We start from the raw sequence: 23,998 nt of genomic DNA, 5'->3' as shown, positions 1-23,998 counted from the left end.
TTTTCTTGTTTCTTATAAAATTTCATAACCAGGTAATGTTAAAAACGGCATGAACTCGTTATTACGAACAAGGTTTGTAAACAGTTTTGTAGCTTCTTCAAATCTCCCTTTCTTAAACGCTTCCTTACCAATCTCACTTTCTATTTTTGCTAGTTCTTCTTCTTTCAATTCTTCCATCAATTTAAAAGTGATATTACGGCCATCACTTAGCTTCCCGCCCTCATGACGAATCCACTGCCATACTTGTGCTCTTGATATTTCCGCTGTTGCCGCATCTTCCATTAAGTTATAAATAGGAGCTGCTCCTCTCCCGCTTAACCAAGATGCAATATATTGAATACCGACATTAATATTTGTGCGAAGACCACCTTCTGTAATCGTTCCCATCGGTACTTCTAATAAATCCTTTTCTGTTACACGTATTTCTTCACGCTTTCTAAAAATTTGATTTGGCGTTTTCATTATGTGATTAAATACTTCCATTGCAACCGGTACAAGTCCCGGGTGGGCAACCCAAGTCCCGTCATGACCGTCTAAAGCTTCGCGCTCCTTATCAGCACGCACTTTCTCGAAAGCCGCCTCATTTGCTTCTGGATCATTTTTAATTGGAATTTGCGCTGCCATTCCTCCGATTGCTGGCGCGTTACGACGATGACACGTTTGAATAACTTTCAAAGAATACGTGCGCATAAACGGCGCTGTCATCGTGACTTGCGCTCTATCCGGAAGTAAAAAAGTATTATGATTACGGAAACTCTTTAAGAAACTAAATATATAATCCCATCGCCCGCAGTTTAAACCAGCAGAATGATCTCTTAGTTCATACAGAATTTCATCCATTTCAAATGAAGCGTGAATCGTTTCTATTAACACAGTCGCTTTAATCGTTCCATTCGGAATGCCGATATACTTTTGAGCAAATACGAAAACATCATTCCATAATCTTGCCTCTAAGTAACTTTCCATTTTCGGTAAGTAAAAGTACGGGCCACTTCCTTTTGCTAAAAGCACCTTCGCATTATGGAAAAAGTACAAGCCAAAATCTACTAAACTGCCAGACATGTTCTTGCCGTCAACTTGCATATGTTTTTCTTCTAAATGCCACCCTCTCGGACGCACAATTAATACAGCTGTTTTACTATTTAAACGATATTCTTTTCCGTTTTCATTTTTATGTGAAATCGTTCCCTTACTCGCATCTCGTAAGTTAATTTGACCTTCGACAGCATTTCTCCAAGTTGGTGCATTCGAATCTTCAAAGTCTGCCATAAAAAGATGTGCTCCTGAATTTAAAGCGTTAATGACCATCTTTCTATCCACCGGCCCAGTAATCTCCACGCGGCGATCCTCTAAATCTTTCGGAAGCTCAGCGATTGTCCAATCCCCTTCACGTATATGCTTTGTTTCTTCTAAAAACTTAGGAAACTCCCCTGCATCAATTCTTTTTTGTTTCTCCACACGCTTTTGTAAAAGTTCCGTGCGGCGTTCATTGAAATTTTCATGTAATTCCTTTAAAAAACTAAGCGCCTCAGGTGTCAATATTTCGTTGTACGCTGGTAACATTTCTCCAACGAGTGTAACCCGTGAAGTTTGCGTCGACATATTAGCATCCCCTTCTTAAACTGTCTTATAACAGATTTGATTTTATGTTTTATATTATATAACAAATCTTCAGAAAAGGAAGTTTTTTTTGAAAATTTAATGATTTTTTTACAACTCCTTTCTTTTGCACTTTATTTCACGCAAAAAAGGCCACTGTTATACAACAACGGCCTTTACGTATTTTTTTTATTGCTGTGTCATATCATTCAACATTGCTTTATATAAAAACTGTGCGTATTGTTCTCTTGTTACTTTCATGGACGGACCAAATTTATTTTCTCCGATTCCCACTGTAATATCATTTGTTTTTATTGCACTAATTGCATTTTTTGCCCATGAATCTGCTGAAACATCATTAAAAGTATGAGATCCCTTTGCCTGTAAGTCAAAAGCATTCGTAAGAACTTGTGCCATTTCCGCACGCGTTAACGTCGCTTTCGGTCTAAAGTTTCCATGCTCATCCCCCATGAAAATTTCCATTTCTGTTAAAGCTAATATTTCCTCGATAAAGTCTGTCGAATTTTCATCGATATCCCCATATGGGTTCTCATATTCATCTTGTTCTTCTATATCAAACACACGATAAATTAAAGCTGCCACTTGCTCACGTGTTACATCATCCCCAAAACCGAACACCCCATCTCCATATCCAAAAATAATTTCTTGTGCCGCTAAATTATGAATCGCCTCATATGACCAATGTCCTATTGGTACATCTTTAAACACAATTGTATTTGTATTTTGTAGCGGTGCACTTTCCGCTTTTACATTATTACTCTCTGCTGAGAATAATACCCCACCCATAATTGTTAATGCTGTAGCTGTTTTTAATAATTTTTTGCTCATCAAATTATCTCCCTAATATGTATATGTTTTTTAAAAAATATACAGAACAAATGGTATAGTGACAACATGATTTTCGACATATTTCGTGACAGTTTTGTGAATCATATTACACATCATTTCTTTTTTACGAGGTTGATTATCAAGCTTATGTACAGTGATAAACATACATAAAAACGTATAATAATTCTTTTGTAAACGAACAAAAAAAGCACAAATATTTCTATTTGTGCTTTCTCACTCTATTTCCAATCCTCTTTCAAATGATAATTAATAAGCGCATTGTTTATAAACTGAGCATATTGTTCTCTAGGCACGAAGCGATTTAATTCATACATACCTTTTCCAGTTCCTGTAACAACCTGATTAGATTGCAGTGCACTAATTGCCTCTTCTGCCCAATGACCTTTTGGTACATCTTTAAATGTCTGCTTTTGTTTTGCTTCGAAAGTAAATGCTTTTTGAAGTACTACTGCCATTTCAGCTCGAGAAATTGGTGCTTTCGGTCTAAAGTTCCCGTTTTCATCACCTTTAAAAACACCACGTTTTGTTAACGCTAAAATTTCCTTTTGAAAATTAGTTGAACTTTCAGAAATATCTTTGTATGGATTTGCTACTGCCCCTTCTTCTTTCATTTCAAGTGTTTTGTAAATAACCCCAGCTACTTGCTCACGTGTTGTAAGATCTCCAACACCATACTTTCCATTTCCATACCCAACTATAATTTTATTATAAGCTAAATCTAAAATAGCATCATATGCCCAAAATCCGTATGGGACATCATCAAATACAATCATTTCCGGATACTCTTCCGCTTTTACAGGCGCCACATTCGTTCCTGCAAATATACCTCCTACCATTGTCGCAATCATCATTACACCCAATATTTTTTTCTTCATTGTCCTCTCTCCCTATTTCTATTGTATGTTAAATAGAAAAATAATAGATAATACGAAGCATTGAACTTCATTGTTTCAGGAGTACTAATTTGTTGGTGAATGTAAGATAAAATGCACATCTTCTAAAAGAAACATTTTGACTACCTTTCTGCTTTATACCTCCTTCTTTCTTTTTCAAAAGGAAGTTGTCACATCTTAGGTGTTATATAATAAAATATTCTACAATCTCTTTGTGAACTCCTTCGCATTTTTAAATTTCACTTTATTGCCACAAAAAGACGCAAATAATATATATTTGCGTCTTTTTCAATTCTATATGAAGCAAAGATATCCTCTACACTCATTCTCTATTGTTAAGAAATAGCACTTTCCTTCACCGATAGTTCCTTCTCTGTTCCCTTGCGAAAAGTTATTGCCATCCCTACGAATATAAGCACAATCCCTACTATTTGCATACTAGTCGGTCTAAATCCGGTAAAGACTGTATCTAATAGTATTGCAACCGCAGGATCTAAAAATACTAATATAGAAATAAGTCTCGTCGATAAATCTCTTAAACTGTCAAAAAATAAGTAATATACAAACCCAGTATGTATAAGACCTGTCGCTGTGATCATCATCCAGTTCATCTCTGTTAATCCTTGAAATTTCCCGAAATCTATAAATGGTAATAATAAAAATATACCTAAAAATGTTTGTACAAATGTCATCGCATATGCACTCGTATGCTTAATTCCTTTTCCTAGCAACGTTGTAAAAGCATAAAATAAAGCTGCAAGAAGTGCCCACACCATTCCAGATGACATTAGCTTTTCTAACGACACACTTCCATCTACACCAGCTACTAAAACTGTACCGATAAAACAAATAACGATCGATATAACCGCAAATACTGTTAGCCTCTCTTTAAATACGATACTGCCAATCATTAATACGATGATTGGAGCAAGATGATAGACAGAAATCGCAATTGTAATCGACATGACTTCAAATGCTTTAAATAAAAATACCCAGTTAAAAACGAGAAATACACCACAAGCTAATATTTGTATCATTTCTTTTTTGTTCCATTTCTCATTTTTATATTGCCCTGTTACGAACCAACATAATGTTAAAAATACAGTCGCACAAATACAGCGAATAAACACTAATTCAAAGGAAGGTAAACCTGTTTGTACTGAAAAAAATCCAATCGATCCGAAAATAGACATCGATAGTATCATTTTTATTGCCGGCATTGATTTTGAATGAAACAAAATATTAACCTCCTAAACTTTTCACTGAATATTCTACGAATTATACACTATAATCTTCCAAAACTCGAATATTCCATAATAAAAAGAAGCAGTAAACTACTGCTTCTTTTGTTTTTCATATTGTTCAAACGTATGAATTCTTTCAAAAATTGGTGGGTGCGTGTATAAGAAGAATTTTACTAATGCAGGCGGATTCACTTGACTTAAACTTGTTTTTGATAAATATTGAAATGTTTTCACACCTGATTTCCCATCTTTCGTCATATCTAAAGCATATTGATCTGCCGCGCGTTCTTCTATACGTGAAACATAGTTTGTTGCTGGTTGTGATGCAAAAGATAATAAAGAGGAAATTAAGAAAAATAAAGGTAAAATTGAGAAACACGCTAATTTTGGAATTTGCAGTGTATCTCCCCATTTTCGAATACACATATTTATAATACGACTAATTACATACATACCTATAAACGATAGCAAGACATAGCTCGCAACGCCCCAATATATATGTTTCATTACGTAATGTCCCATTTCATGAGCCATTATAAATAAAATCTCTTTATCTTTTAATTGCTTAAGCGTCGTATCCCACATTACAATACGGGCGTTAGGGCCAATTCCTGTTACGTACGCATTTAAGGCATTCGTTTTTTCTGACATATTTACTTCATATACGTGTTTAGCAGGAATGTCCGCTTTGTCTGCTATCGTTAAGATTTTTGTTTCTAATTCTTTATTTTTCAGCGTCGAGAAGTCGTTATAAAGCGGATCAATAACGACAGGCTGTATGAATGTTAAAAAGATTGTAAATGGTACAGAGAGCGCCCATCCTGCTAACCACCATCTCTTCGGGAATTTACGGATAAGCCACAAAAGAACCGCAACTACGATTAACATAGTCGCATAACTCTCCCAAAAACCGATGACATGATCTTTTATCCAGCTTTGTGTACTTTGCGTTGAAATGCCGTAATCAACGGACACTTTACGCCCAATCCATTGCATCGGTAATGCAAGAACTGTTGTTAGTAATGATAAATAAAAGAAATAAATCGCAACTTGTAAAACACTTATTTTAGTCGTTTCCTTCGACCATTTCTCAAACTTTTTTGAAATACCGAGCACGAGTACAAACAATAAAATAATCCATTCAAGAGGCGTCGCTAAAAAGAAAAGTAAATTTTTCACGCGCGAATAATCTTGGCTTAGCGTAAGCTCTTTCGCATTCATAAAAGTTTCTGGATCTGCACTCGTTCCTTTATACATCTCCGGAATGAGTTCATGATTCCATCCATATAAATACCAATATATAAATAACGCAAACCCAACGTACAAAAAAAGCGACCACCCAATAACTTTCCTCACGCTATTCCCTCCTCTATGCTGCCTGTCTATTATTATTGTAAGTTCGTACTTTCAAAATTAGAACAAGCTAATCGTGAGAATTGTTCTAGCTCGTTCAATTTACATAAAAAAACTCTTCTATTACAAGAAGAGTTTCACCTATTTTCAAATATTTTCTTCGGCTCATAATCTAGTATAAGAAATGTACTTACAAACAAGCGCCTTTTATATATCGTATATATTCATAGTCCTTAAAAAATAGCGTCGTTATAATAATCCGCCTTAAGGAAGTACATCTATTAACAAACTAAAATCTTGCAAAGAAAAAGAACTATATTTCATAATACCTTGTACAGTTAAAAGTAAAATAAGACCCATCACACACATATAATTAATACTTTCTTCATGCTTTTTCTCAGCAACTACTCCGCCCGTTATGCATAAAATGCCTAATAAATGGAGCGCTAAATACATAAAAAAGTAAGCTTCCTCCCAGCGAAGAACAACATTTACTGTCGTAATCAATACTAAACTCAGTACAATCAAATAAAAAAACTTATTTGAAGATATTGTTTCATTCATATAATTTTATACACCCCTTTCAAATTTCGAATGAATGATGATTTAGTTTTCACAAAATAAAAGTCCCCATTACTTTCTCAAACATTTTATGAGCCCTAACATAATTCTCTTCAATTTTACATATTGTCTGAAGATACGCTTCATCATTTCTTCTACAATAAAGCTGACTATTATTAATGTCCCTAACACGTTAAAAAGAAAAACAGTATTTCCTGTATCATTATTGATGGAAAAGTACTTATATCTAATAGAAGTGGAATCTATCATTTCCTTCAATATTTTCTCAAACGTCTTCTCTACCTTACTTATCCCCTACTATACTCGAAAAGTTCTTTTCCTTCTCCTCATATATAACAGGCACTTCTTTACTCCAATATTTGCGATTCACAAATAAAAAGATGAGTACTAAGTTTAACCCTGCCATAAAAATAATTAATCCTGGAAAGAATGTCGTATAGTTCGAAAAATCGGCAAAACTCATTATCTTTTCTCTGCTTACTAGAAAAGAAGAAGTAAGTACAAACGCATTGTTTAACATATGAATAGCAATTGGCATGAGTAAGCTTTTCGTACGAATATATACAATGGATAGTACGATGCTAAACACGACTGCACCAAGGAAATCAACATGTAAGCACGCAAATAAAAGTGCTACAACGACCATTGCTATACTAGTACCCCATTTTGCTGCAAAACGCTGAAGTAAAAATCCTCGAAACACAAATTCTCCGATAATAGGCGCGATAAATACAACCATAATAAATTGATATACATATCCCCCAGTACTATCTATAATCGGTTCATGCAAGGCATTCATAATAAAATCTGGTGTAATCCATGCAAAGCTGTACATGTACAAAATAAGATAGCCGTAACTAAACATACAAAGCATAATCGCGATGTACAAAACTTGCACCAAGTTAAATGTTTCGTTTCTATTAATAAATAATGAAAATGAAACACGATGCTTTCTATATCCGTAAAAAATCCATATTATTGGAAGGATATAAAATATAAGAATATTTATAAAAGATGAATTCTGTATATGAAATGTATTTTCTAGCACTTCATTACTACTTCGTGCTACTAAAATTAATAGTGCAAATACAATTAAAAAATATCTAGCTCGCATCGTTTGAAACGGATTCACACTCATCTCCTCCCCTATGTTACTTTTATCATATCATTTGATTCTTAATTTTTTGTGAAAGAAAACCTTAAATTTCCCTTAAAAATTCCATATGTTACAAAAAGATGATATGATATTCGAGGAAATTAAGGGGGATTCTTATGTATCAAGCAAATATATTACTCATCGATGATGAAACAGCAATTTTACAACTACTAACTACCATTCTTGAAAAAGAAGGTTTTTCTCATATTACAACTGCAACATCAGCTGAATTAGCTTTATCTCTCACCGAAAAAAACAATTACGATTTAATTATTTTAGATGTCATGCTTCCTGGACAATCTGGTTTTGATATTTGTCCGATTATTCGCCAACAAACAGATTGTCCGATTTTCTTCCTATCAGCGAAGGCATCTGATTTAGATAAAATATCTGGTTTTTCATACGGTGCAGATGATTATATTACGAAGCCATTTAATCCATTAGAAGTCGTAGCTCGTATGAAAGCACAACTTCGAAGACATATGAAACAAACAGTACCACACGAACAAAACGCACACTCCATTTCATTTGGGAGATTTGAAATTGATCAACATTCTGCGGAACTAACAGTAGATGGGAACGTTGTCGAATGTTCCGCTCAACTGTTTCAACTACTACTCTTCTTTTGCGAGAATCCGAACTACGTATTTTCGAAAGAAGAAATATACGAAAAAGTTTGGGGAGCACCAGCCTATAATGGCGATGACAATACTGTTATGGTTCACATTCGAAAACTACGTGAAAAAATTGAACAAAATCCAAGTAATCCATTGTACATCAAAACGGTTCGTGGACTTGGCTATAAGTTCGTTACAAAGTAGGGTGACGATATGAATTTTAATAAACGACTTATAATCCAGTTTATCTTACAACACGTTTTTGTCTTAGTTACGTTACTTATCGCAGTAGTTGCTTCTTTTTCTTATTTAATTTTTCTTCTTAATAGTACTTTATATGAACCTAATATTTCTGATTATGATACCTTTACAATCTCCGAATACATTTCTTCCGAAGAAAATAATATTACTTTAAATTCTAAGGTGAAAGATTTAATAACAGAAAAGAGTGATTGGCTTCAGATTGTAGATGAAGATGGAAAGGCCCTTTACAACTTTAATACACCTAACGATGTTCCGACTTCTTACACGAAGACATCCTTACTTACATATTTACAAAATAGTAGCGAAAATCTTTATAAGCTTAACTATTGGGAAATCAAATTAGAAAAGAAACCAGTGCTCGTTATTTACGGTGCCAAACTAAAAAGTAATGCATTACTAAAAACGATACAACAAGGACATCCTTCTTTATCATTAAATGAATTTGCATTAACTGAACAAGAAAAACAATTACTTTCTAAAGAAAAAGCAACACTGCAAATATTTAATAACAATGGCGAAGAAGTTTTTTCCTATCCAACTGGGAAGAAAAAAACATTTTCGGCTATAAAAACGGCTCTTAATGAAAAAGAACCGTGGAATTATAAAGAAAATATATCTAGTTTTTACGATTCAAATAGCGGTCATCTCGTCGTTGTATCCGCCCCAAACGCTCATTATTATCCAGATGATGTATTAGATGATGTATTTACCAAGAAACTTCTAATCGGATGTAGCTTAATCCTCCTTATTGTGTTTGTTTATTTAGTCATTCTTTCAATTTGGTATGGAAATAAGTTTGGAAAGCCTCTATTACACACGATGCGCTGGCTTAAAAACATAGCTGGTGGAAAATATGAAGAGCCTGTTAGTAAAAAAGGCAAACCTGTTCGGTTCCGGCGCTCCGGTAAAGAAAAATGGTCGTTCCGCATATTTAAAGATGTTACAAACTCACTAGAGCACCTTTCTATTACTTTGAAAAAGAACGATGCAATGAGAAAAGTTTTGCAACAAACACGTGAAGAGTGGATTACCGGCCTGACGCATGATCTAAAAACACCGCTTAGCTCTATATACGGCTATGCATTATTACTAGAATCGAAGCAATATAATTGGACTGATCAAGACATTCAACAATTTGGCCATGTAATGAAAGAAAAATCTCAATATATGACTACATTAATTGACGACTTAAGCTTAACATATCAATTAAAAAATGATACTCTTCCTGCACAACACGTAAATGTTGAAATTAATCAGTTCGTCCAAAAAGTATTATTACAATTTATTAATAACCCGACACTACAAAATCAAAACATTGAATTCGTGCCAAGTTCAAGCAAAATCCAATATTTTATTGAAGAAAAATGGTTCCAACGTATTATCGAAAACTTATTAGCAAACGCTGTAAAACATAATAATGAAACAACAAACGTAATCGTAAAACTTTCGCAAAATACAAATTCATTTACACTATCTATTTCAGATGATGGAAAAGGTATGGACGATAAAACGAAAGAGCTTCTATTCGAGCGATATTACAGAGGAACGAATACAGAAGAAAGCAACATCGGAACTGGACTTGGCCTCGCCATTACAAAACAGCTCGTTCATGCCCATAACGGAACGATTTCCATTGATAGTGAACTCGGAAAAGGAACGACGATTATACTTGTGTTTCCGTTTAGTTCATAGAAAAGGTGCTATATGGCGCCTTTTCTGTTTTTGGTAATTATTCGGTGAATAAACTTATATTGAGTGTCTTTTATTTTCTCTTTTCCGGTTAATTTATTGGTAAATGAAATTATATCGACGATTTTCTAAATATATCAGCGATTTTTCAAATATATCGACCGTAACTCCAAATATATCAGCGATTTTCAAGATATATCGATTTACCGACAAAAACTGACAATAACAGTCTTCTTCCCCTACTATACAAATTAAAAATAAAACTATTAACAAATACATTTCCCTTTTATAAAAAAAGCGAACCATCTCTCAATGACTCGCTCTTAATCTATTACTTTTTCTTCACCGGTATCCAAAGCTCAACTTGAGCGAACTCACTCTTATCTGCATGGCAACGCTCATCGTATTGTTCAAACTCTGTAACTCCGCAATGTTCATATCCTGAATGCGGGAACCATTCTGAGAACACTGCATTCCACGTTTGATGAATAGACGATACCATTTCTTCATGAGGAACTTTTGGTGTTGTAAATACTGCATACGTTGCGGATGGGAATGTACGCTTGGCAATCGCATTTGGTACATTTTCAAAATCTGTAACTTCCATTCCAATAATATAAGTGAAGTCTCCTGTTTCTAAATTAAAATCGGTACATAATCCAAGCTCTACCCATTGGCTCGTATCTTTACGATTTGGAATCGTCGTTCCAAGATCCTTTTGTAAATACTCTTGCCAAAAGGCAGGGATATCTTGATGATTTTTCCCTTCTTTACTTGTCGTCTTCAGCTCATAACCCGCCATTAAAAATTCTGGTTTATTTACAATACGATATTCCATTTGTATGCCCCCTAAATATGGATTTAATTTTCTTTGTTTTACATTCACTCTATAATACATTGGTGTTTCAATTTCTTGTTTTCGATATTCACTTGGTGTCATTTGAAATAATTTTTTAAAGGCTCTCGTGAACGTCTCGTGAGATTGAAAGCCATGCTCAAATGCGACATCAATAATTTTTTCATCCGTATGAGAAAGTTGATAAGCTGCCCGGGCTAACCTCCTCTTCCGAACATACTCCATTACTGTATCGCCTACTAACGCCTGGAATACGCGATGAAAATGTGATTCAGAAAAACATGCAATGCGAGCTAAATTACGTAGCGTTTGCTTTTCCATTACATCTTCTTCAATATAATCAATTGCCCTTTGAATTTGAGTTTCATAGCTTTCCAACTCTGTTCACCCGCCTTATATGTATTATGATAAAAGAGAATCCTATCCAATTCTTGACGTTTTTTACTATAATTCCATAAAAAATGTAACTTTTTTATATGTATTTCGTTGTTATGTATGAAGGGAGGGAAATGTAGTGACACAAAGTCAATCATTAGAAGACATTTACTCAGAGCACATGCATGATTTATTTCGCTATCTTCTCTCCCTAACCGGAGATCCCCACTGTGCTGAAGATCTCATGCAAGAAACTTTTTACCGAATGCTCGTCCATATTGACTATTATAAAGGAGAAGAAATTAGGCCTTGGTTATTTACAATTGCCTACAACGCCTTTATCGATTGGTACCGAAAAGAAAAGAAGTATAAAACAACGCAAATTGAAGAATTCCATTTACCAAGCGTGCCAAGTACAGAGCACTCTTATTTCGTAAAACATGAGATTACTAGTTGGTTACAAAGTATATCCTCTCTTCCGCTAGAAAGACGAAATGTATTGCTACTACGAGATTACTACGGATTCTCCTATAAGGAAATAGCAGAAATGACCGGTCTCTCGTTAGCAAAGGTGAAAATTGAATTACACCGAGGACGAAAAGAAGCAAAAATCATAAAGGAGTGATGCAGATGGGCTGTGCAGAGTTTAAAAAACTGTGGGAGAAATATGAAAACGGAACACTCACACATGACGAACAAGAAAAATTAGAAAGTCATATTGAGACATGTGAAGAGTGTGAAGTGCATTTGGATGCATTATTAATAAAAACAGAACCCGTTAAGAAAAAGTTACCACCAAAAGATCTTAAAGTTCCGTTTTGGAGGATTAAGTGGAAACATCGTTTACAAACGCTTGGTTTTATACTAGCAATTTGTATCGTTATATATATGATCGGCGGAGTATTGTCTGCCTTTTATTTTCAAGCTAATAATGATAAAAGGCTAAAAGAAATAAGAGATGTTCCCTCTCTTGCACTTGAAGCAACTATCCCAAATAGCCGCGTTATGGGGGGCGGAACAAGTGTAGAAGCTTTCTTTCGTACAAACAGCCAATTTGATTTAGTGAAAACCGTCGGTAAAAAAGAAATGCCACTCGGTACAATAGAAACGAGCAGCTTCTTATCTTCTTTAAATATCACAAATCAATCTTGGGTGAATATGCACTATCAACTGAACATCCACTTTGTTCACCCAAAAATAAAACAAGGTGATTATTTAAAAGAAGCATCTAAAAAGGTTTGGGATACCCTTGCAAAGGTACATGAGGGAACAGTTGCAGAAGTAGCAATTTCTTTTGACAAAGCTTACACTTTACAAGAATTAGAGCCACTTTTATATAGCGTATTTGAAGCACAAGAAATGCCACCAACTCCTGTATGGTACGCTTTAGACACAGGACAAGAAAGAATAAATGAAGAAGATTTCATCCTATCTAGCAGCGACTTTATAGGATTTCCAGAGCATATAGGATTCCTTGATGATGAAACAGAAAAACTGAAAACACAAGAGGATAAAGTAATTGAAATGATGCGTATTCTTTCTACACAGAAAAAAACTGTAAGTACAGTTGCTATGCTTCCTAAAAGCGGACTAAACTTAGATAAACGTTATAAATATGTAAAAGATAACGGAGTAAAAGTATACGGTATTGTCATTACTGGACCGTCAAAAGAGTTATTAAAATTACAAAACTCCCCTCACGTACGTTATGCGACTCTTGGAGATATTGAGGTTTGGAATTGGTTTGATTGATACTGAAAAAGAAGTAGCACATTAAAAAATGATGTGCTGCTTCTTTTTTCATTTGCTACTAACTGAAAACAGTAATTTTCAAAATTTTAATAAGGAACATTAATGCTACATTCGCTAGTGTAATACCGATTAATAAAATTGCCGTCATAAATTCTCCCATTCCGTTATTATATAGAAAAAGAGAATAACAACTGGTAGCTAATACAACTGAAATAATTGCTGGAATAAATGAAATGATTTTTTTCTGATGTGATTTTTTAGAAAGGATTATCGTTGCGATTAAAGTTATGGGGAAGAAGAAATATAGAATAATTGAGAAGATCACTTGCTCACCTCCTTATAAGTTAAATTATACTACCTTCCATTTATTGTATGTAGTTGTTTTTATTAAAAATAAAAGGTTTCCTTACTAGTAATAACTACTTTCAAGGTAACCTCTGCATTAATTAGAAATCACTTTCACATACATTCCTCTTACCGATTTTTCATAAGCGATATCGCTCATCTGTCTTATTTTTTCTGATACGACAGACGACTGAACGATTTTTCCTTCACGAAGTAATGGCGGGTCAATGAGACGCACTTTATTTTTCTGATGTAGATCATACTCATTTCTATCTTCTTTTACTTCTATACTTGGGTGAACTTTTCTTAATAAAGCATCTACCTCTTGATCTTTACATAGTTGCAATTTCGATATAAGCTCATGATCTTCAAGAAGAAAATCATCTGCATGAATAACCTTTTTATGAAGAGCTAACTTTAACGTTTTAGCTAACATATCATTTCCGTAAATATTAATTGGTTTCATAAAGAAATCGATTACTTCTTTGTAATACGCCTTCGTAAACCATTCTGCAATTTCAATATTTTGAAGAACCATTCTCCCATTAACTTCGATTAAATCATCTAAAAAATTTTGAGCTTCTTCTAAAGAAATATATCCATATGTATACATATCTCTCAATGTATAATCCACTCGGTCTGCACATAATTCTGGTGCGGATCTTTCAAGTAACGTCCACTTCGAATCATCTAATAAAATATCTTCATAGTTATAACCATGTTTTGAAAGAATCGCCGGGATTTCCGAGTTTTTAACGACAGAGCTAAATATTTCTTCATGATAACTTTCATTTTCGTTATCAAAAACGTAATCAATCACATGAGAAAAAGCAGTATGCGATACGTCATGTAGTAAACCGGCAATTTGTTCTTCTACTGAACCACCAAGTTTTTTAATTAACAACATAGCACCAACTGAATGATCAAAGCGTGTTACATTCCATTTCTCATTCATTAAGTAACTTGCTCTGGCCTGATGAACCCCTTTCAGCCTTTGCACATGTTTACTTAAAATTAATTCTTCTAACACTTTATCTACTTCAAATTCACCGTATATGATATCTGATATGATCACTTATAATCCCCCTTTTCAAGCAGAGTCTTCTTATAGTATCTCTTTTTTCAGAGAGTAAATAAAGAACTTCACTCGAATATTTTGTGCCTTTAAATTAAAAAATAGAGAGCACTCAGCTCTCTATTTCACATACCTATTCAAACGTAACTTCCACCTGCACAATCTCAGATCTACTTCCAAGTCTAAGCGGTGGTCCCCAAAATCCGAATCCAGAAGAAACAATGGCGTGGAATGCACCTTTTTGTACGTATCCCCAGTCTAGTTCGTACATTCTTCTCGTTACAATGTGGTTCGGCGCCATTTGTCCGCGGTGCGTGTGACCGGATAATAGTAAATCAACGCCGGCATCCGCTGCCTGCTTTAATTCAAATGGCTGGTGATCCATTGCGATAACAGGAAGCGATTTATCTACCGTACTCATTAGATTTTCAAAACTTTGACGATCACGCTCTGTTTTATCTCTTCTTCCAACGAGATAAAAATCATCTTCAATTGTAATGACTTCATCTAAAAGAATACGAATATCAATCTTATCCATCTCTTGTAAAAACTCAGGAACAGCTCGGCCGTAATATTCATGGTTTCCTAACACACCATATACGCCTAATGGAGCTTTCATCTGTTTCATGATTGGTCCCATATTTTTTTGAATGAACACACCTGGATGATCGTCGATAATATCACCAGGCAGTAAAATAATATCGGGCTCCATTTCATTTACATGATGGACAAGTCTCTTTAAATGCGCAACACCAGACAATTTACCGAAATGCATATCCGAAGCCATCGCAATACGTAAACTTTTACGTCCTTCTACTTTTTTCGGTATATGTACATCATACTTTCTTACAACCGGGCTATACGCATTAAATACCCCGTATGCGAAGATAAAGAAAAATACGAGTAAAGTGACTGCCCCTGTCCAAATAATTGCCGTGTCTTTCTCTATAGAAAACTGTAAAAAGAAGACTGCAATATCGGCTAATGGCAATAACATGAGCGCATATTGTATAACCGCAAACCAAATTGAACCGACAGTTCGCAGGAAAGGAAGGAATTTAAACACTTGCACGAGAATATACGCATATGAAATAAATCCGACTATGAAAGCGTAATATCCCCAAGATTCCCAGCCAAATACCGTACTGAGCCAAACCCAGCCGTTCCAGCCAATGTAAAACATAAGTATTGTGTATACAATTAAAATAGTGAATATATTGAGATAACGAAAATTTTTCACTGCTAGCCTCCTTATTGATTTCTTCTATTATATCTTGTTATGCACGTTTAACGTAAATATTAAGCACTTCAATCTTCACAATAAAAACATTGATAAACACATCGTTTTAAAATTTTTAGGGACCGCTGTAATGGGGATTTTGGAATCTTACGTGTTAGAAGAAATTGATAGTGATATTGCGTATGTTGCGACGCAGGTTGGGGAGTTGATGAGGAGGAATATATAAAAATATAACATTCACGCAAACAAAGAAAAGCCGCACCTACAAATACTCGTATAGGTACGGCATTCCACTATTAAATCACAAAATCCTCCGGAATAAACACCTTCACTTCTCTCGGATGTACGTATACAAACTCACCCGTTTGAATGTTGAGCTGTCTAAACTGTTCTTTACTAATTTCTGCTTCTAAATACTCATCTGTTCCTTCGCGTCTCAATTCTACATATACGACAGGGCCAACTGCATGTGAGTATGTTACTTTCGCCGGGATGGCATCTATACTTTGTTTCGTACGATCGATTGATAGATGATGTGGTCTTACGTATCCCACTCCGTCTACGTTTGAAACATGCTTATGCTCTGGTGCTTCTAGTTCCACCGATCCTACATTTAGCTTACCTTTATGGACGCGGCCATGAAATAAGTTTACGTTTCCTAAAAAGTCGTACACGAACGGGCTTGCTGGATTTTCATACACTTCTTCCGGCGTTCCCATTTGTTCAATGCGTCCTTCATTCATTACAACGATGCGGTCCGCAACGTCTAACGCTTCTTCTTGGTCATGCGTTACGAATACGCTCGTAATTTGAAATTCGTCATGTAGTTTCCGGAGCCATCTTCGTAATTCTTTCCGCACTTTCGCATCAAGTGCACCGAACGGTTCATCAAGTAATAAAATTTTCGGTTCGACTGCAAGTGCCCGGGCTAGTGCGATACGCTGTCGTTGTCCGCCAGATAATTGCGCTGGGTATCGTTTTGCGAAACCATCCATTTTTACTAGTTTCAATAGTTCTATTACTTTTTCTTCTATTGCCTCTGCTGAAGGTCTTACACTTTTCTTTCTTACTTTTAAACCGAAAGCGACATTTTCAAACACGTTCATATGTTTAAAAAGTGCATAATGCTGGAAGACGAAACCAACTTGCCGATTTTTCACATGAATATCTGTTAAATCTTCCCCCTCAAATGAAATGGAACCTCCATCCGCTTCTTCTAGCCCTGCAATAATTCGTAATAACGTCGTTTTCCCAGAACCTGATGGGCCTAATAAAGCGACCAGTTCACCTTTTGGAATATCCAAATGAATGTCTGCCAACGCTTGAAATGTACCATATTGTTTTGATACATTTTGAATTTGAATACTCACCGCACTCACCCCTTATTGTCGTTTTTCCATTCTCCATTCAATCCAGTTTTTTATAACGAGCGTAACAACTGCGATAAGTGACATTAAAGTCGCCACAGCGAACGCTGCTGAAAATTGATATTCATTGTACAAAATTTCAATATGAAGCGGCATTGTATTTGTCATGCCGCGCACGTGACCAGACACAACGGAAACGGCGCCGAACTCACCAATGGCGCGGGCATTACATAAAATCATGCCGTATAATAGACCCCATTTTATATTTGGTAATGTGACGCGCCAAAACATTTTCCAGCCGCTTGCGCCAAGTGATAGAGCTGCTTCTTCTTCACTTTTCCCTTGCGCTTGCATTACTGGGATTAATTCACGCGCAACGAACGGAAACGTAACAAATATCGTCGCAATAATAATACCAGGGACAGAGAAGATGAGCTTTATCCCGTGTTCCAATAACCATCCGCCAAGATTCGCACGAGGTGTGAAAAGTAAAACGAATACTAATCCTGCAATGACTGGTGATACAGCAAACGGCAGTTCAATAAGAGATAATAATACTTGCTTTCCTTTAAACTGAAACTTCGTAATAAGCCAAGCAGCCGCTATTCCAAATATCGTATTAAGCGGTACAACAATTAATGCAACGAGAAGTGTTAACCTAATTGCCAAAAATGCTTCTTGATCTGTTACAGCGGCAATATATACATCAACTCCTCGTTCAAATGCTTTCATAAAAATTGTCACGAGCGGCAGTAATAGAAAGAGAGATAAAAATAAAATTGTTATCGTAATGAATAGCATTGGTACAAACTTAGATTCTTTTTTAGCTGACATGCTTTTTACTATTTTCTTTTCTAATAATGTTGGTTCCATTTTCTCCCCTCCTATTCGCTTTTCAGTTCGTGCCTTCTACTCCAAGTTTGAATCATATTAATAAGTAGTAGGAAAAGGAGAGAAATAATAAGCATCACAGCCGCTACCGCTGTTGCGCCTGCATAATCATATTGTTCTAGTTTCGTCATAATCATAAGCGGTGCGATTTCTGTTTTCATTGGCATATTACCAGCAATGAACACGACAGATCCATATTCCCCTAATGCCCGCGCAAAGGCGAGTGAAAAACCAGCAAGTAGAGCTGGAAATATTTCTGGCAAAATGATTTTCACAAATATTTGGAAACGCGACGCTCCTAAACTAGAAGCTGCTTCTTCTACTTCTTTATCAATACTTTGTAGTACTGGTTGCACCATTCGGACGACAAAGGGTAAGCCAATAAACGTAAGCGCCACAATAATGCCGAGCTGGGTAAAAGCTACTTTTATATGAAACACACTAAATATTTTTCCAACCCAGCCATTTTCCGCATAAAGCGTCGTAAGTGTAATACCAGCTACTGCAGTCGGAAGAGCGAATGGTAAATCGATTAGTCCGTCTAATAACCGCTTCCCTGGAAATGTGCAGCGAACGAGTACCCAAGCAATTAATAAACCAAAAATGGCATTTACGATTGCCGCTACAAGTGAAGTTGTGAAACTCACTTGATACGAATGCAAAACGCGCTCACTCGTTATAACTTGTGCGAACTTCTTCCAGCCTAGCTGCGAAGTTTGAATAAATACGATAGAAAGTGGTATAAGTACGAATAAACTCATATACAGCATTGTAAATCCAAGAGATAATCCAAACCCTGGTAAAACACGCTTCTTCCTCATATAACGTCACCTCATCCCCCCTTATTTTTTATACATTTGATCAAATACGCCGCCATCATTAAAATGCTTTTCTTGCGCTTTTTTCCAGCCGCCAAATAACTCATCTACTGTAAATAATTGAACTTTCGGAAATTGTGATGCGTACTTTTCTGCTACTTTTTCATTACGAGGGCGATAAAAGTTTTTCGCCGCAATTTCTTGCCCTTTTTCTGAATACAAATACTCAAGATATCCTTCTGCTACTTTTTTCGTTCCTTTTTTATCAACTACTTTATCTACAACAGCTACTGGCGGTTCCGCAAGTATACTAATCGAAGGCGTTACAATTTCGAATTTATCTTTTCCAAGTTCTTTTTGTGATAACAACGCTTCATTTTCCCAAGCAATTAACACGTCACCAATTCCTTTTTCAACGAAAGTCGTCGTTGCCCCGCGTGCTCCTGAATCTAGTACTTCCACGTTTTTATAAATTTGACCGACAAACTCTTTCGCTTTATCTTCACTATCGTTATATTTCTTCAGTGCATATCCCCACGCCCCTAAATAGTTCCACCGTGCTCCCCCAGATGTTTTCGGGTTTGGTGTAATGACAGACACACCTTTTTTCGTTAAATCATCCCAATCTTTAATTCCTTTCGGGTTTCCTTTTCTCACAAGAAATACAATCGTTGATGTATACGGAGTAGAATTATCCGCAAGTCGCTTCTGCCAATCTTCTGCTAGTTGTTTCTTCTTACTAATCGCGTCAATATCATAAGCGAGCGCTAGTGTTACAACGTCTGCTTCTAAACCGTCAATAACGGAGCGTGCCTGACTTCCAGATCCCCCGTGTGATTGCTTTACATTTACTGTTTGACCATGCTTCTCTTTCCAATACTTCGCAAAGTCTTTATTGAAATCTTGATACAACTCACGCGTCGGGTCATATGAAACATTTAAAAGTTCAACTGTCTTCTTATCCCCGCCTCCTTCAGAATTACTAGTAGATGTTGCCGAGCCACACCCTGACAAAAGAACAAATGCTGACAATAAGACACCTGTACTTTTCATAAACGCTGTCTTACCCCACTGTTTCATATATAAAGCCCCCTTAGTTTGTACAATAGAAAAAGGCACACAACCTATTCACAAAAGTGAACGTTGTGCGCCTTCAGTTTCTCTGATGAGCTTCTATTGTATTCTGTTTGATTTCTTTTCATTTTAATTCTGTAATTCATATGTGTCAACTTGGAATTTTAACTTTATCGCTTCGGGGGCTTATACAAATATCCCTAACTATTCCCTTTCACCATCAACAACGAATATATGAATAAATCTTTTTTAATCATTATCAATATGACATTTCCTTTTATATTCATTTATCCATCATAACTATCATATTGATAATAATTATCAATTGAACAGAAAAATAAAAGCCAATCTTTTTTATTTTCTACATAAATACGCTTTCCGGTCATTTTTAAACAATAAATAATGAGCCGTATGCACTTTTCTCTCTAAATAGTCCAACGAATACGTACTCGATGGATCTACTAAATCCCCAATCGCCCCTGAAAGGTGATCAATTACCTTTTGCAATGTTTCTAAGTTCTTCTTTTCACTCTCCATATTCATTTCATCCATAATGTCACAAATAAGATATTGCACTTTCCGTAAGCGTAATTCCTTCTGCTCCACGTATATCTCCTCCTTATTATTCATATTACGGTTTAAATATATGGGCTTATAGCTTAACCAATTCTAAAAAATAAAATGAAAACTTAATCAGTAGGGATTTTGTCCATCCACACCAATCGAGCTTTTGCAGGACAAAAAGATATCCATCTCTAAACATGTAGTCATAGAGATGGATATCTTTACTTTTATACTTGCAATGCCTTCTCTCTCAAAGCTCTTCTTAACAACTTACCAGTTGTATTCTTCGGCAATTCTGTTAAAAACTCAATACTCATTGGCACTTTATATTTCGCTAAATGTAACGTGCAGTAATGCATAAGCTCTTCTTCTGTTACGCTCGTTTGTTTCAGAACGACGTAAGCTCGCACTGCTTCTCCTAAGTTTTCATCAGGAACACCGATTACGACAACTTCAGCTACCGAATCATGAGTATATAATACTTCCTCTACTTCACGAGGATATACGTTATAACCACCAACTAAAACAATATCTTTTTTGCGATCGACGATATAGAAGTAACCTTCTTCATCCATTTTCGCTAAGTCTCCTGTATATAGCCAACCATCTTTAATTGTCGCCGCAGTATCTTCTGGCGCATTATAGTAACCCTTCATAACGTTAGGTCCGCGAACAATTAATTCCCCAACTGCACCAACAGGTACTTCTTCCCCAAGTTCGTTCACAATTTTATTTTCTACGTGCCAAATATTTGTACCAATCGAACCTGGTTTACGAGGACGATCTAACGGATTAAAACAAGTAACTGGTGATGCTTCTGATAAACCGTATCCTTCTGAAACGATCACGTCAAAACGTTTTTCAAAGTTTTTCAGAAGCGCAACAGGCATCGATGCACCACCTGAAATACAGAGACGAAGTGTCTTCACATCTTCTGCGCTCGCTTCTTCAAATAAATATAAGTAATTGTACATTGTCGGCACACCCGCAAAAATCGTTGGTTCATACGTACGACAAATGCGAAATACTTCTTTCGGACTAAACTTCGGTAACATTAAAATTGTTGCCCCGTTCACAATCGGCGCATTTACCGCAACTGTTAAACAGAACACATGGAACATCGGCAGTGCCGCAACGACGCGATCATCCGCAGTATATTGTAAATATGACGCAACATCGCTAGCATTACTATATAAATTTTTATGCGTTAACATAGCGCCTTTTGGCTTTCCAGTTGTACCTGAAGTGTATAAAATAACAGCTACATCTTCTTCATCTAGTTCAGGACCTTCGTAAGTTACATCTCCATTTCCTATAAAACTAGTAAACGTTTTCATTTTTTCGGTTTCTATATGGTTAAAATCTGATGAGGTTTCGCATATGATGATATTTTCAAGTGAAGGAAGTCTTGTTGTAAGAGATTGTATAACAGGTAGAAGGACGTCGAGTACGATGATTGTTTTTACATCTCCATTTTGTAATATGTAATGTATTTCGTCTGCTGTATAAATTGGATTAATCGGAATGACAGTTGCTCCGGCTTTCATTGTTCCGTATAAACCTACTAAAAAATGTGGTGAATTGCCTACAGCTAATGCGACATTGTCCCCTTTTCCAATGCCCATTTTTGCTAAATTGCTAGAAAACCTAGTGACTACTTTGTTTAATTGGTCATACGAGACCGACTGATCCATAAATATGTACGCCGGTTTATCCCCCTTCTTTTTTGCCGTTTCAGCCAAAGATTGAACGAGATTCACACAAATCCCACCTTTATAAAATTTAGAATATTTAAAAATTCTAAATTAATTATATTAAAAGAAAATTAAAGTAGCAAGTGATATTCTATTAATCGAATATACATCAACCACTTTCTTCCAGAACACTTTAGTAAGATGCGAGAATTATATGTGAAAGAAACAGGTACAAACATATAGTTAAACTGTAGCTAAAATCATTGTAGGATAATATGCACTCATCTTTCCGCTAAGTTTTTCAACTTCCTCTTTATTTAAAGCCGTATACTCTCCATACAAATTGAGAGCGTCCGCTCTATTTTCATGAACGTACACTGTAACATATACTGTCGGTAATCCCTTATTGTCTTCATCTATCGACAAGACAACATCTGGCGTTTTACCAACGCTACTAAACGTTTCATTTCGATTCGCCTCCTTTTATCATATATATTCCTTTATAAGGAGCAGATGTCCTGTAAATATACGTTTTGCGGTAAGTGAAATTATATCGGCGATTTTTCGAATATATCGACTATAACTCGAAATATATCAGCGATTTTTAAAATATATCGACTTACCGACAAAACCTGACAATCTACGCAAAAAGAAAGAGGCTGCCATTTGACAGCCTCCTCTGTTTAGAAGAATAAATGTAAGAAATCTTCTGTTGTAATATTACCAAAGTAGCGCGCGATATCTACGCCTTCTAAAGCTACAGTGAATGTATCTTTATCAAATTGTACGCCTGTTAGACGTTCTTCAATGTCATGAACATCTAGTGATCCGAAGAAATCACCGTAAATTTTACATTCTGTTACTGTTCCTTTTTTCACTTCAAGACGAACATCAACTTGTCCAACTGGGAAGCGGTGTGAATGTTGTAAGTTGAACTTCGGAGACTTCCCGTAGTTCCAGTCCCAATTGCGGTAACGTTCTTCAGAAATTTTATAAATCTCTTTCCAATCAGCTTCTGTTAATTCGTACGTTGGAATTTTTGTTTCTCCTTCGAAAATTGTTTCTAGCAGAAGTTGTCTAAACTCTTCTGTCGTCATTTTTTCGTTTAAGAACTCTGTAATATTCGCAACGCGGCTACGGATTGATTTAATTCCTTTTGATTGAATCTTATCCATTTTCACTTTTAGTGCTGATACAACGTGATCGATTTCAGAGTCAAATAATAACGTGCCGTGACTAAACATACGACCTTTCGTTGAAAACTGCGCGTTACCTGAAATTTTTCTACCTTCAGCTAAAATGTCGTTACGACCACTTAGCTCTGCATTTACGCCTAGTTTACCAAGCGCTTTCGTTACAGGTTCTGTGAATTTTTTGAAGTTGCTGAAACTGTCTCCATCATCTTTCGTAATAAAGCTGAAGTTTAAGTTTCCTAAATCATGATATACTGCGCCTCCGCCTGATAAACGACGAACGACATGAATGCCTTTTTCTTTTACGTAATCTGCATTAATTTCTTCCACTGTGTTTTGGTTTTTACCAATGATAATCGCAGGCTCATTAATGTAGAACAGTAAATATGTTTCGTTAATATCTAAATTTTTAACACAATATTCTTCAATCGCTAAGTTTATCGTAGGATCTGTAATCCCTTTATTATCAATAAATAACATCGTATCA

At 35.7% G+C, this 23,998-nt stretch carries 23 protein-coding genes and 2 pseudogenes; 5 read left to right on the top strand and 20 right to left on the bottom strand.

Going from position 1 to position 23,998, the window contains the following annotated elements:
* Positions 1-12: 12 nt before the first annotated feature.
* The 8 genes and pseudogenes from aceB to MHB76_RS05655 form a co-directional block, all read right to left on the bottom strand.
* Positions 13-1,602 carry a malate synthase A gene (gene aceB / locus MHB76_RS05690; protein ID WP_078173335.1) on the bottom strand — a complete coding sequence of 530 codons (1,590 nt, stop codon included), beginning with the start codon at positions 1,600-1,602 and terminating at the stop codon, positions 13-15.
* A gap of 186 nt (positions 1,603-1,788) precedes the next feature.
* A complete protein-coding gene (locus MHB76_RS05685) occupies positions 1,789-2,448 on the bottom strand; it encodes an S-layer homology domain-containing protein (RefSeq protein WP_016104143.1) in 660 nt (219 codons plus the stop codon).
* Between the two features lie 239 nt (positions 2,449-2,687).
* The gene (locus tag MHB76_RS05680) at positions 2,688-3,344 is read right to left on the bottom strand and encodes an S-layer homology domain-containing protein (protein ID WP_078173336.1); all 657 of its coding nucleotides are present in this window, start codon (positions 3,342-3,344) and stop codon (positions 2,688-2,690) included.
* Between the two features lie 353 nt (positions 3,345-3,697).
* Positions 3,698-4,600, bottom strand: coding sequence for a DMT family transporter (locus tag MHB76_RS05675; RefSeq protein WP_078173337.1), 903 nt, complete (start codon positions 4,598-4,600; stop codon positions 3,698-3,700).
* A 96-nt stretch (positions 4,601-4,696) separates the two neighbouring features.
* Complete coding sequence (locus tag MHB76_RS05670; protein WP_016104140.1) at positions 4,697-5,962, bottom strand: M48 family metallopeptidase; 1,266 nt, start codon at positions 5,960-5,962, stop codon at positions 4,697-4,699.
* Positions 5,963-6,223: 261 nt separating this feature from the next.
* The gene (locus MHB76_RS05665; RefSeq protein WP_001006056.1) at positions 6,224-6,523 is read right to left on the bottom strand and encodes a hypothetical protein; all 300 of its coding nucleotides are present in this window, start codon (positions 6,521-6,523) and stop codon (positions 6,224-6,226) included.
* A gap of 49 nt (positions 6,524-6,572) precedes the next feature.
* Positions 6,573-6,790, bottom strand: a pseudogene (locus MHB76_RS05660) (malate synthase).
* Positions 6,791-6,824: 34 nt separating this feature from the next.
* Positions 6,825-7,673 (bottom strand): CPBP family intramembrane glutamic endopeptidase, encoded by an 849-nt coding sequence (locus tag MHB76_RS05655; protein ID WP_078173338.1) that lies wholly within the window; start codon positions 7,671-7,673, stop codon positions 6,825-6,827.
* Positions 7,674-7,813: 140 nt separating this feature from the next.
* On the opposite strand from MHB76_RS05655, the gene MHB76_RS05650 reads away from it, so the two are divergent.
* Both MHB76_RS05650 and MHB76_RS05645 read left to right on the top strand, forming a co-directional pair.
* Entirely contained in the window at positions 7,814-8,518 is a 705-nt protein-coding gene (locus MHB76_RS05650) for a response regulator transcription factor (protein WP_002158935.1), read from the top strand.
* 9 nt (positions 8,519-8,527) lie between these two features.
* A complete protein-coding gene (locus tag MHB76_RS05645) occupies positions 8,528-10,270 on the top strand; it encodes an ATP-binding protein (protein ID WP_199710051.1) in 1,743 nt (580 codons plus the stop codon).
* A gap of 328 nt (positions 10,271-10,598) precedes the next feature.
* On the opposite strand, the gene MHB76_RS05640 is transcribed toward MHB76_RS05645, so the two are convergent.
* Positions 10,599-11,501, bottom strand: a complete 903-nt coding sequence (locus MHB76_RS05640; protein ID WP_078173340.1) for an AraC family transcriptional regulator — start codon at positions 11,499-11,501, stop codon at positions 10,599-10,601.
* Positions 11,502-11,637: 136 nt separating this feature from the next.
* Here MHB76_RS05640 and MHB76_RS05635 point away from each other — a divergent pair, with 136 nt between their 5' ends.
* Together MHB76_RS05635 and MHB76_RS05630 are read left to right on the top strand one after the other, a co-directional pair.
* The gene (locus MHB76_RS05635) at positions 11,638-12,123 is read left to right on the top strand and encodes an RNA polymerase sigma factor (protein WP_078173341.1); all 486 of its coding nucleotides are present in this window, start codon (positions 11,638-11,640) and stop codon (positions 12,121-12,123) included.
* 5 nt (positions 12,124-12,128) lie between these two features.
* A complete protein-coding gene (locus MHB76_RS05630) occupies positions 12,129-13,250 on the top strand; it encodes an anti-sigma factor (RefSeq protein ID WP_078173342.1) in 1,122 nt (373 codons plus the stop codon).
* Positions 13,251-13,308: 58 nt separating this feature from the next.
* Here the strand turns inward: MHB76_RS05630 and MHB76_RS05625 are convergent, their stop codons facing one another.
* From MHB76_RS05625 to MHB76_RS05615, 3 genes are all read right to left on the bottom strand, one after another.
* Positions 13,309-13,575 carry a hypothetical protein gene (locus MHB76_RS05625; protein ID WP_016104132.1) on the bottom strand — a complete coding sequence of 89 codons (267 nt, stop codon included), beginning with the start codon at positions 13,573-13,575 and terminating at the stop codon, positions 13,309-13,311.
* 117 nt (positions 13,576-13,692) lie between these two features.
* A complete protein-coding gene (locus MHB76_RS05620) occupies positions 13,693-14,670 on the bottom strand; it encodes an HD domain-containing protein (RefSeq protein WP_340985934.1) in 978 nt (325 codons plus the stop codon).
* Between the two features lie 133 nt (positions 14,671-14,803).
* The gene (locus tag MHB76_RS05615) at positions 14,804-15,910 is read right to left on the bottom strand and encodes a metallophosphoesterase (RefSeq protein WP_078173343.1); all 1,107 of its coding nucleotides are present in this window, start codon (positions 15,908-15,910) and stop codon (positions 14,804-14,806) included.
* A 34-nt stretch (positions 15,911-15,944) separates the two neighbouring features.
* On the opposite strand from MHB76_RS05615, the gene MHB76_RS05610 reads away from it, so the two are divergent.
* Positions 15,945-16,136 (top strand): hypothetical protein, encoded by a 192-nt coding sequence (locus MHB76_RS05610; protein ID WP_050567187.1) that lies wholly within the window; start codon positions 15,945-15,947, stop codon positions 16,134-16,136.
* 70 nt (positions 16,137-16,206) lie between these two features.
* Here MHB76_RS05610 and MHB76_RS05605 read toward each other — a convergent pair whose 3' ends face one another.
* The 8 genes and pseudogenes from MHB76_RS05605 to MHB76_RS05570 form a co-directional block, all read right to left on the bottom strand.
* A complete protein-coding gene (locus tag MHB76_RS05605) occupies positions 16,207-17,280 on the bottom strand; it encodes a sulfate/molybdate ABC transporter ATP-binding protein (protein ID WP_199710052.1) in 1,074 nt (357 codons plus the stop codon).
* Between the two features lie 12 nt (positions 17,281-17,292).
* Positions 17,293-18,150 (bottom strand): sulfate ABC transporter permease subunit CysW, encoded by an 858-nt coding sequence (gene cysW / locus MHB76_RS05600; protein ID WP_016104127.1) that lies wholly within the window; start codon positions 18,148-18,150, stop codon positions 17,293-17,295.
* Between the two features lie 11 nt (positions 18,151-18,161).
* Positions 18,162-18,989 (bottom strand): sulfate ABC transporter permease subunit CysT, encoded by an 828-nt coding sequence (cysT, locus tag MHB76_RS05595; protein WP_340985927.1) that lies wholly within the window; start codon positions 18,987-18,989, stop codon positions 18,162-18,164.
* 21 nt (positions 18,990-19,010) lie between these two features.
* Entirely contained in the window at positions 19,011-20,066 is a 1,056-nt protein-coding gene (locus MHB76_RS05590; RefSeq protein WP_002202842.1) for a sulfate ABC transporter substrate-binding protein, read from the bottom strand.
* A gap of 348 nt (positions 20,067-20,414) precedes the next feature.
* The gene (locus MHB76_RS05585) at positions 20,415-20,666 is read right to left on the bottom strand and encodes a hypothetical protein (protein WP_002149996.1); all 252 of its coding nucleotides are present in this window, start codon (positions 20,664-20,666) and stop codon (positions 20,415-20,417) included.
* A 185-nt stretch (positions 20,667-20,851) separates the two neighbouring features.
* Positions 20,852-22,384, bottom strand: a complete 1,533-nt coding sequence (locus tag MHB76_RS05580; protein WP_078173345.1) for a fatty acid--CoA ligase family protein — start codon at positions 22,382-22,384, stop codon at positions 20,852-20,854.
* A 177-nt stretch (positions 22,385-22,561) separates the two neighbouring features.
* A pseudogene (locus MHB76_RS05575) lies at positions 22,562-22,801 on the bottom strand (hypothetical protein); the annotation flags it as partial.
* Positions 22,802-23,001: 200 nt separating this feature from the next.
* The gene (locus MHB76_RS05570) at positions 23,002-23,991 is read right to left on the bottom strand and encodes a lipoate--protein ligase (protein ID WP_078173346.1); all 990 of its coding nucleotides are present in this window, start codon (positions 23,989-23,991) and stop codon (positions 23,002-23,004) included.
* Positions 23,992-23,998 lie beyond the last annotated feature (7 nt).

Origin of the sequence: Bacillus sp. FSL M7-1345, assembly GCF_038006985.1 — a bacterium.
Classification (GTDB): domain Bacteria; phylum Bacillota; class Bacilli; order Bacillales; family Bacillaceae_G; genus Bacillus_A; species Bacillus_A cereus_U.
This window is presented reverse-complemented; position numbering and strand designations above follow the sequence as displayed.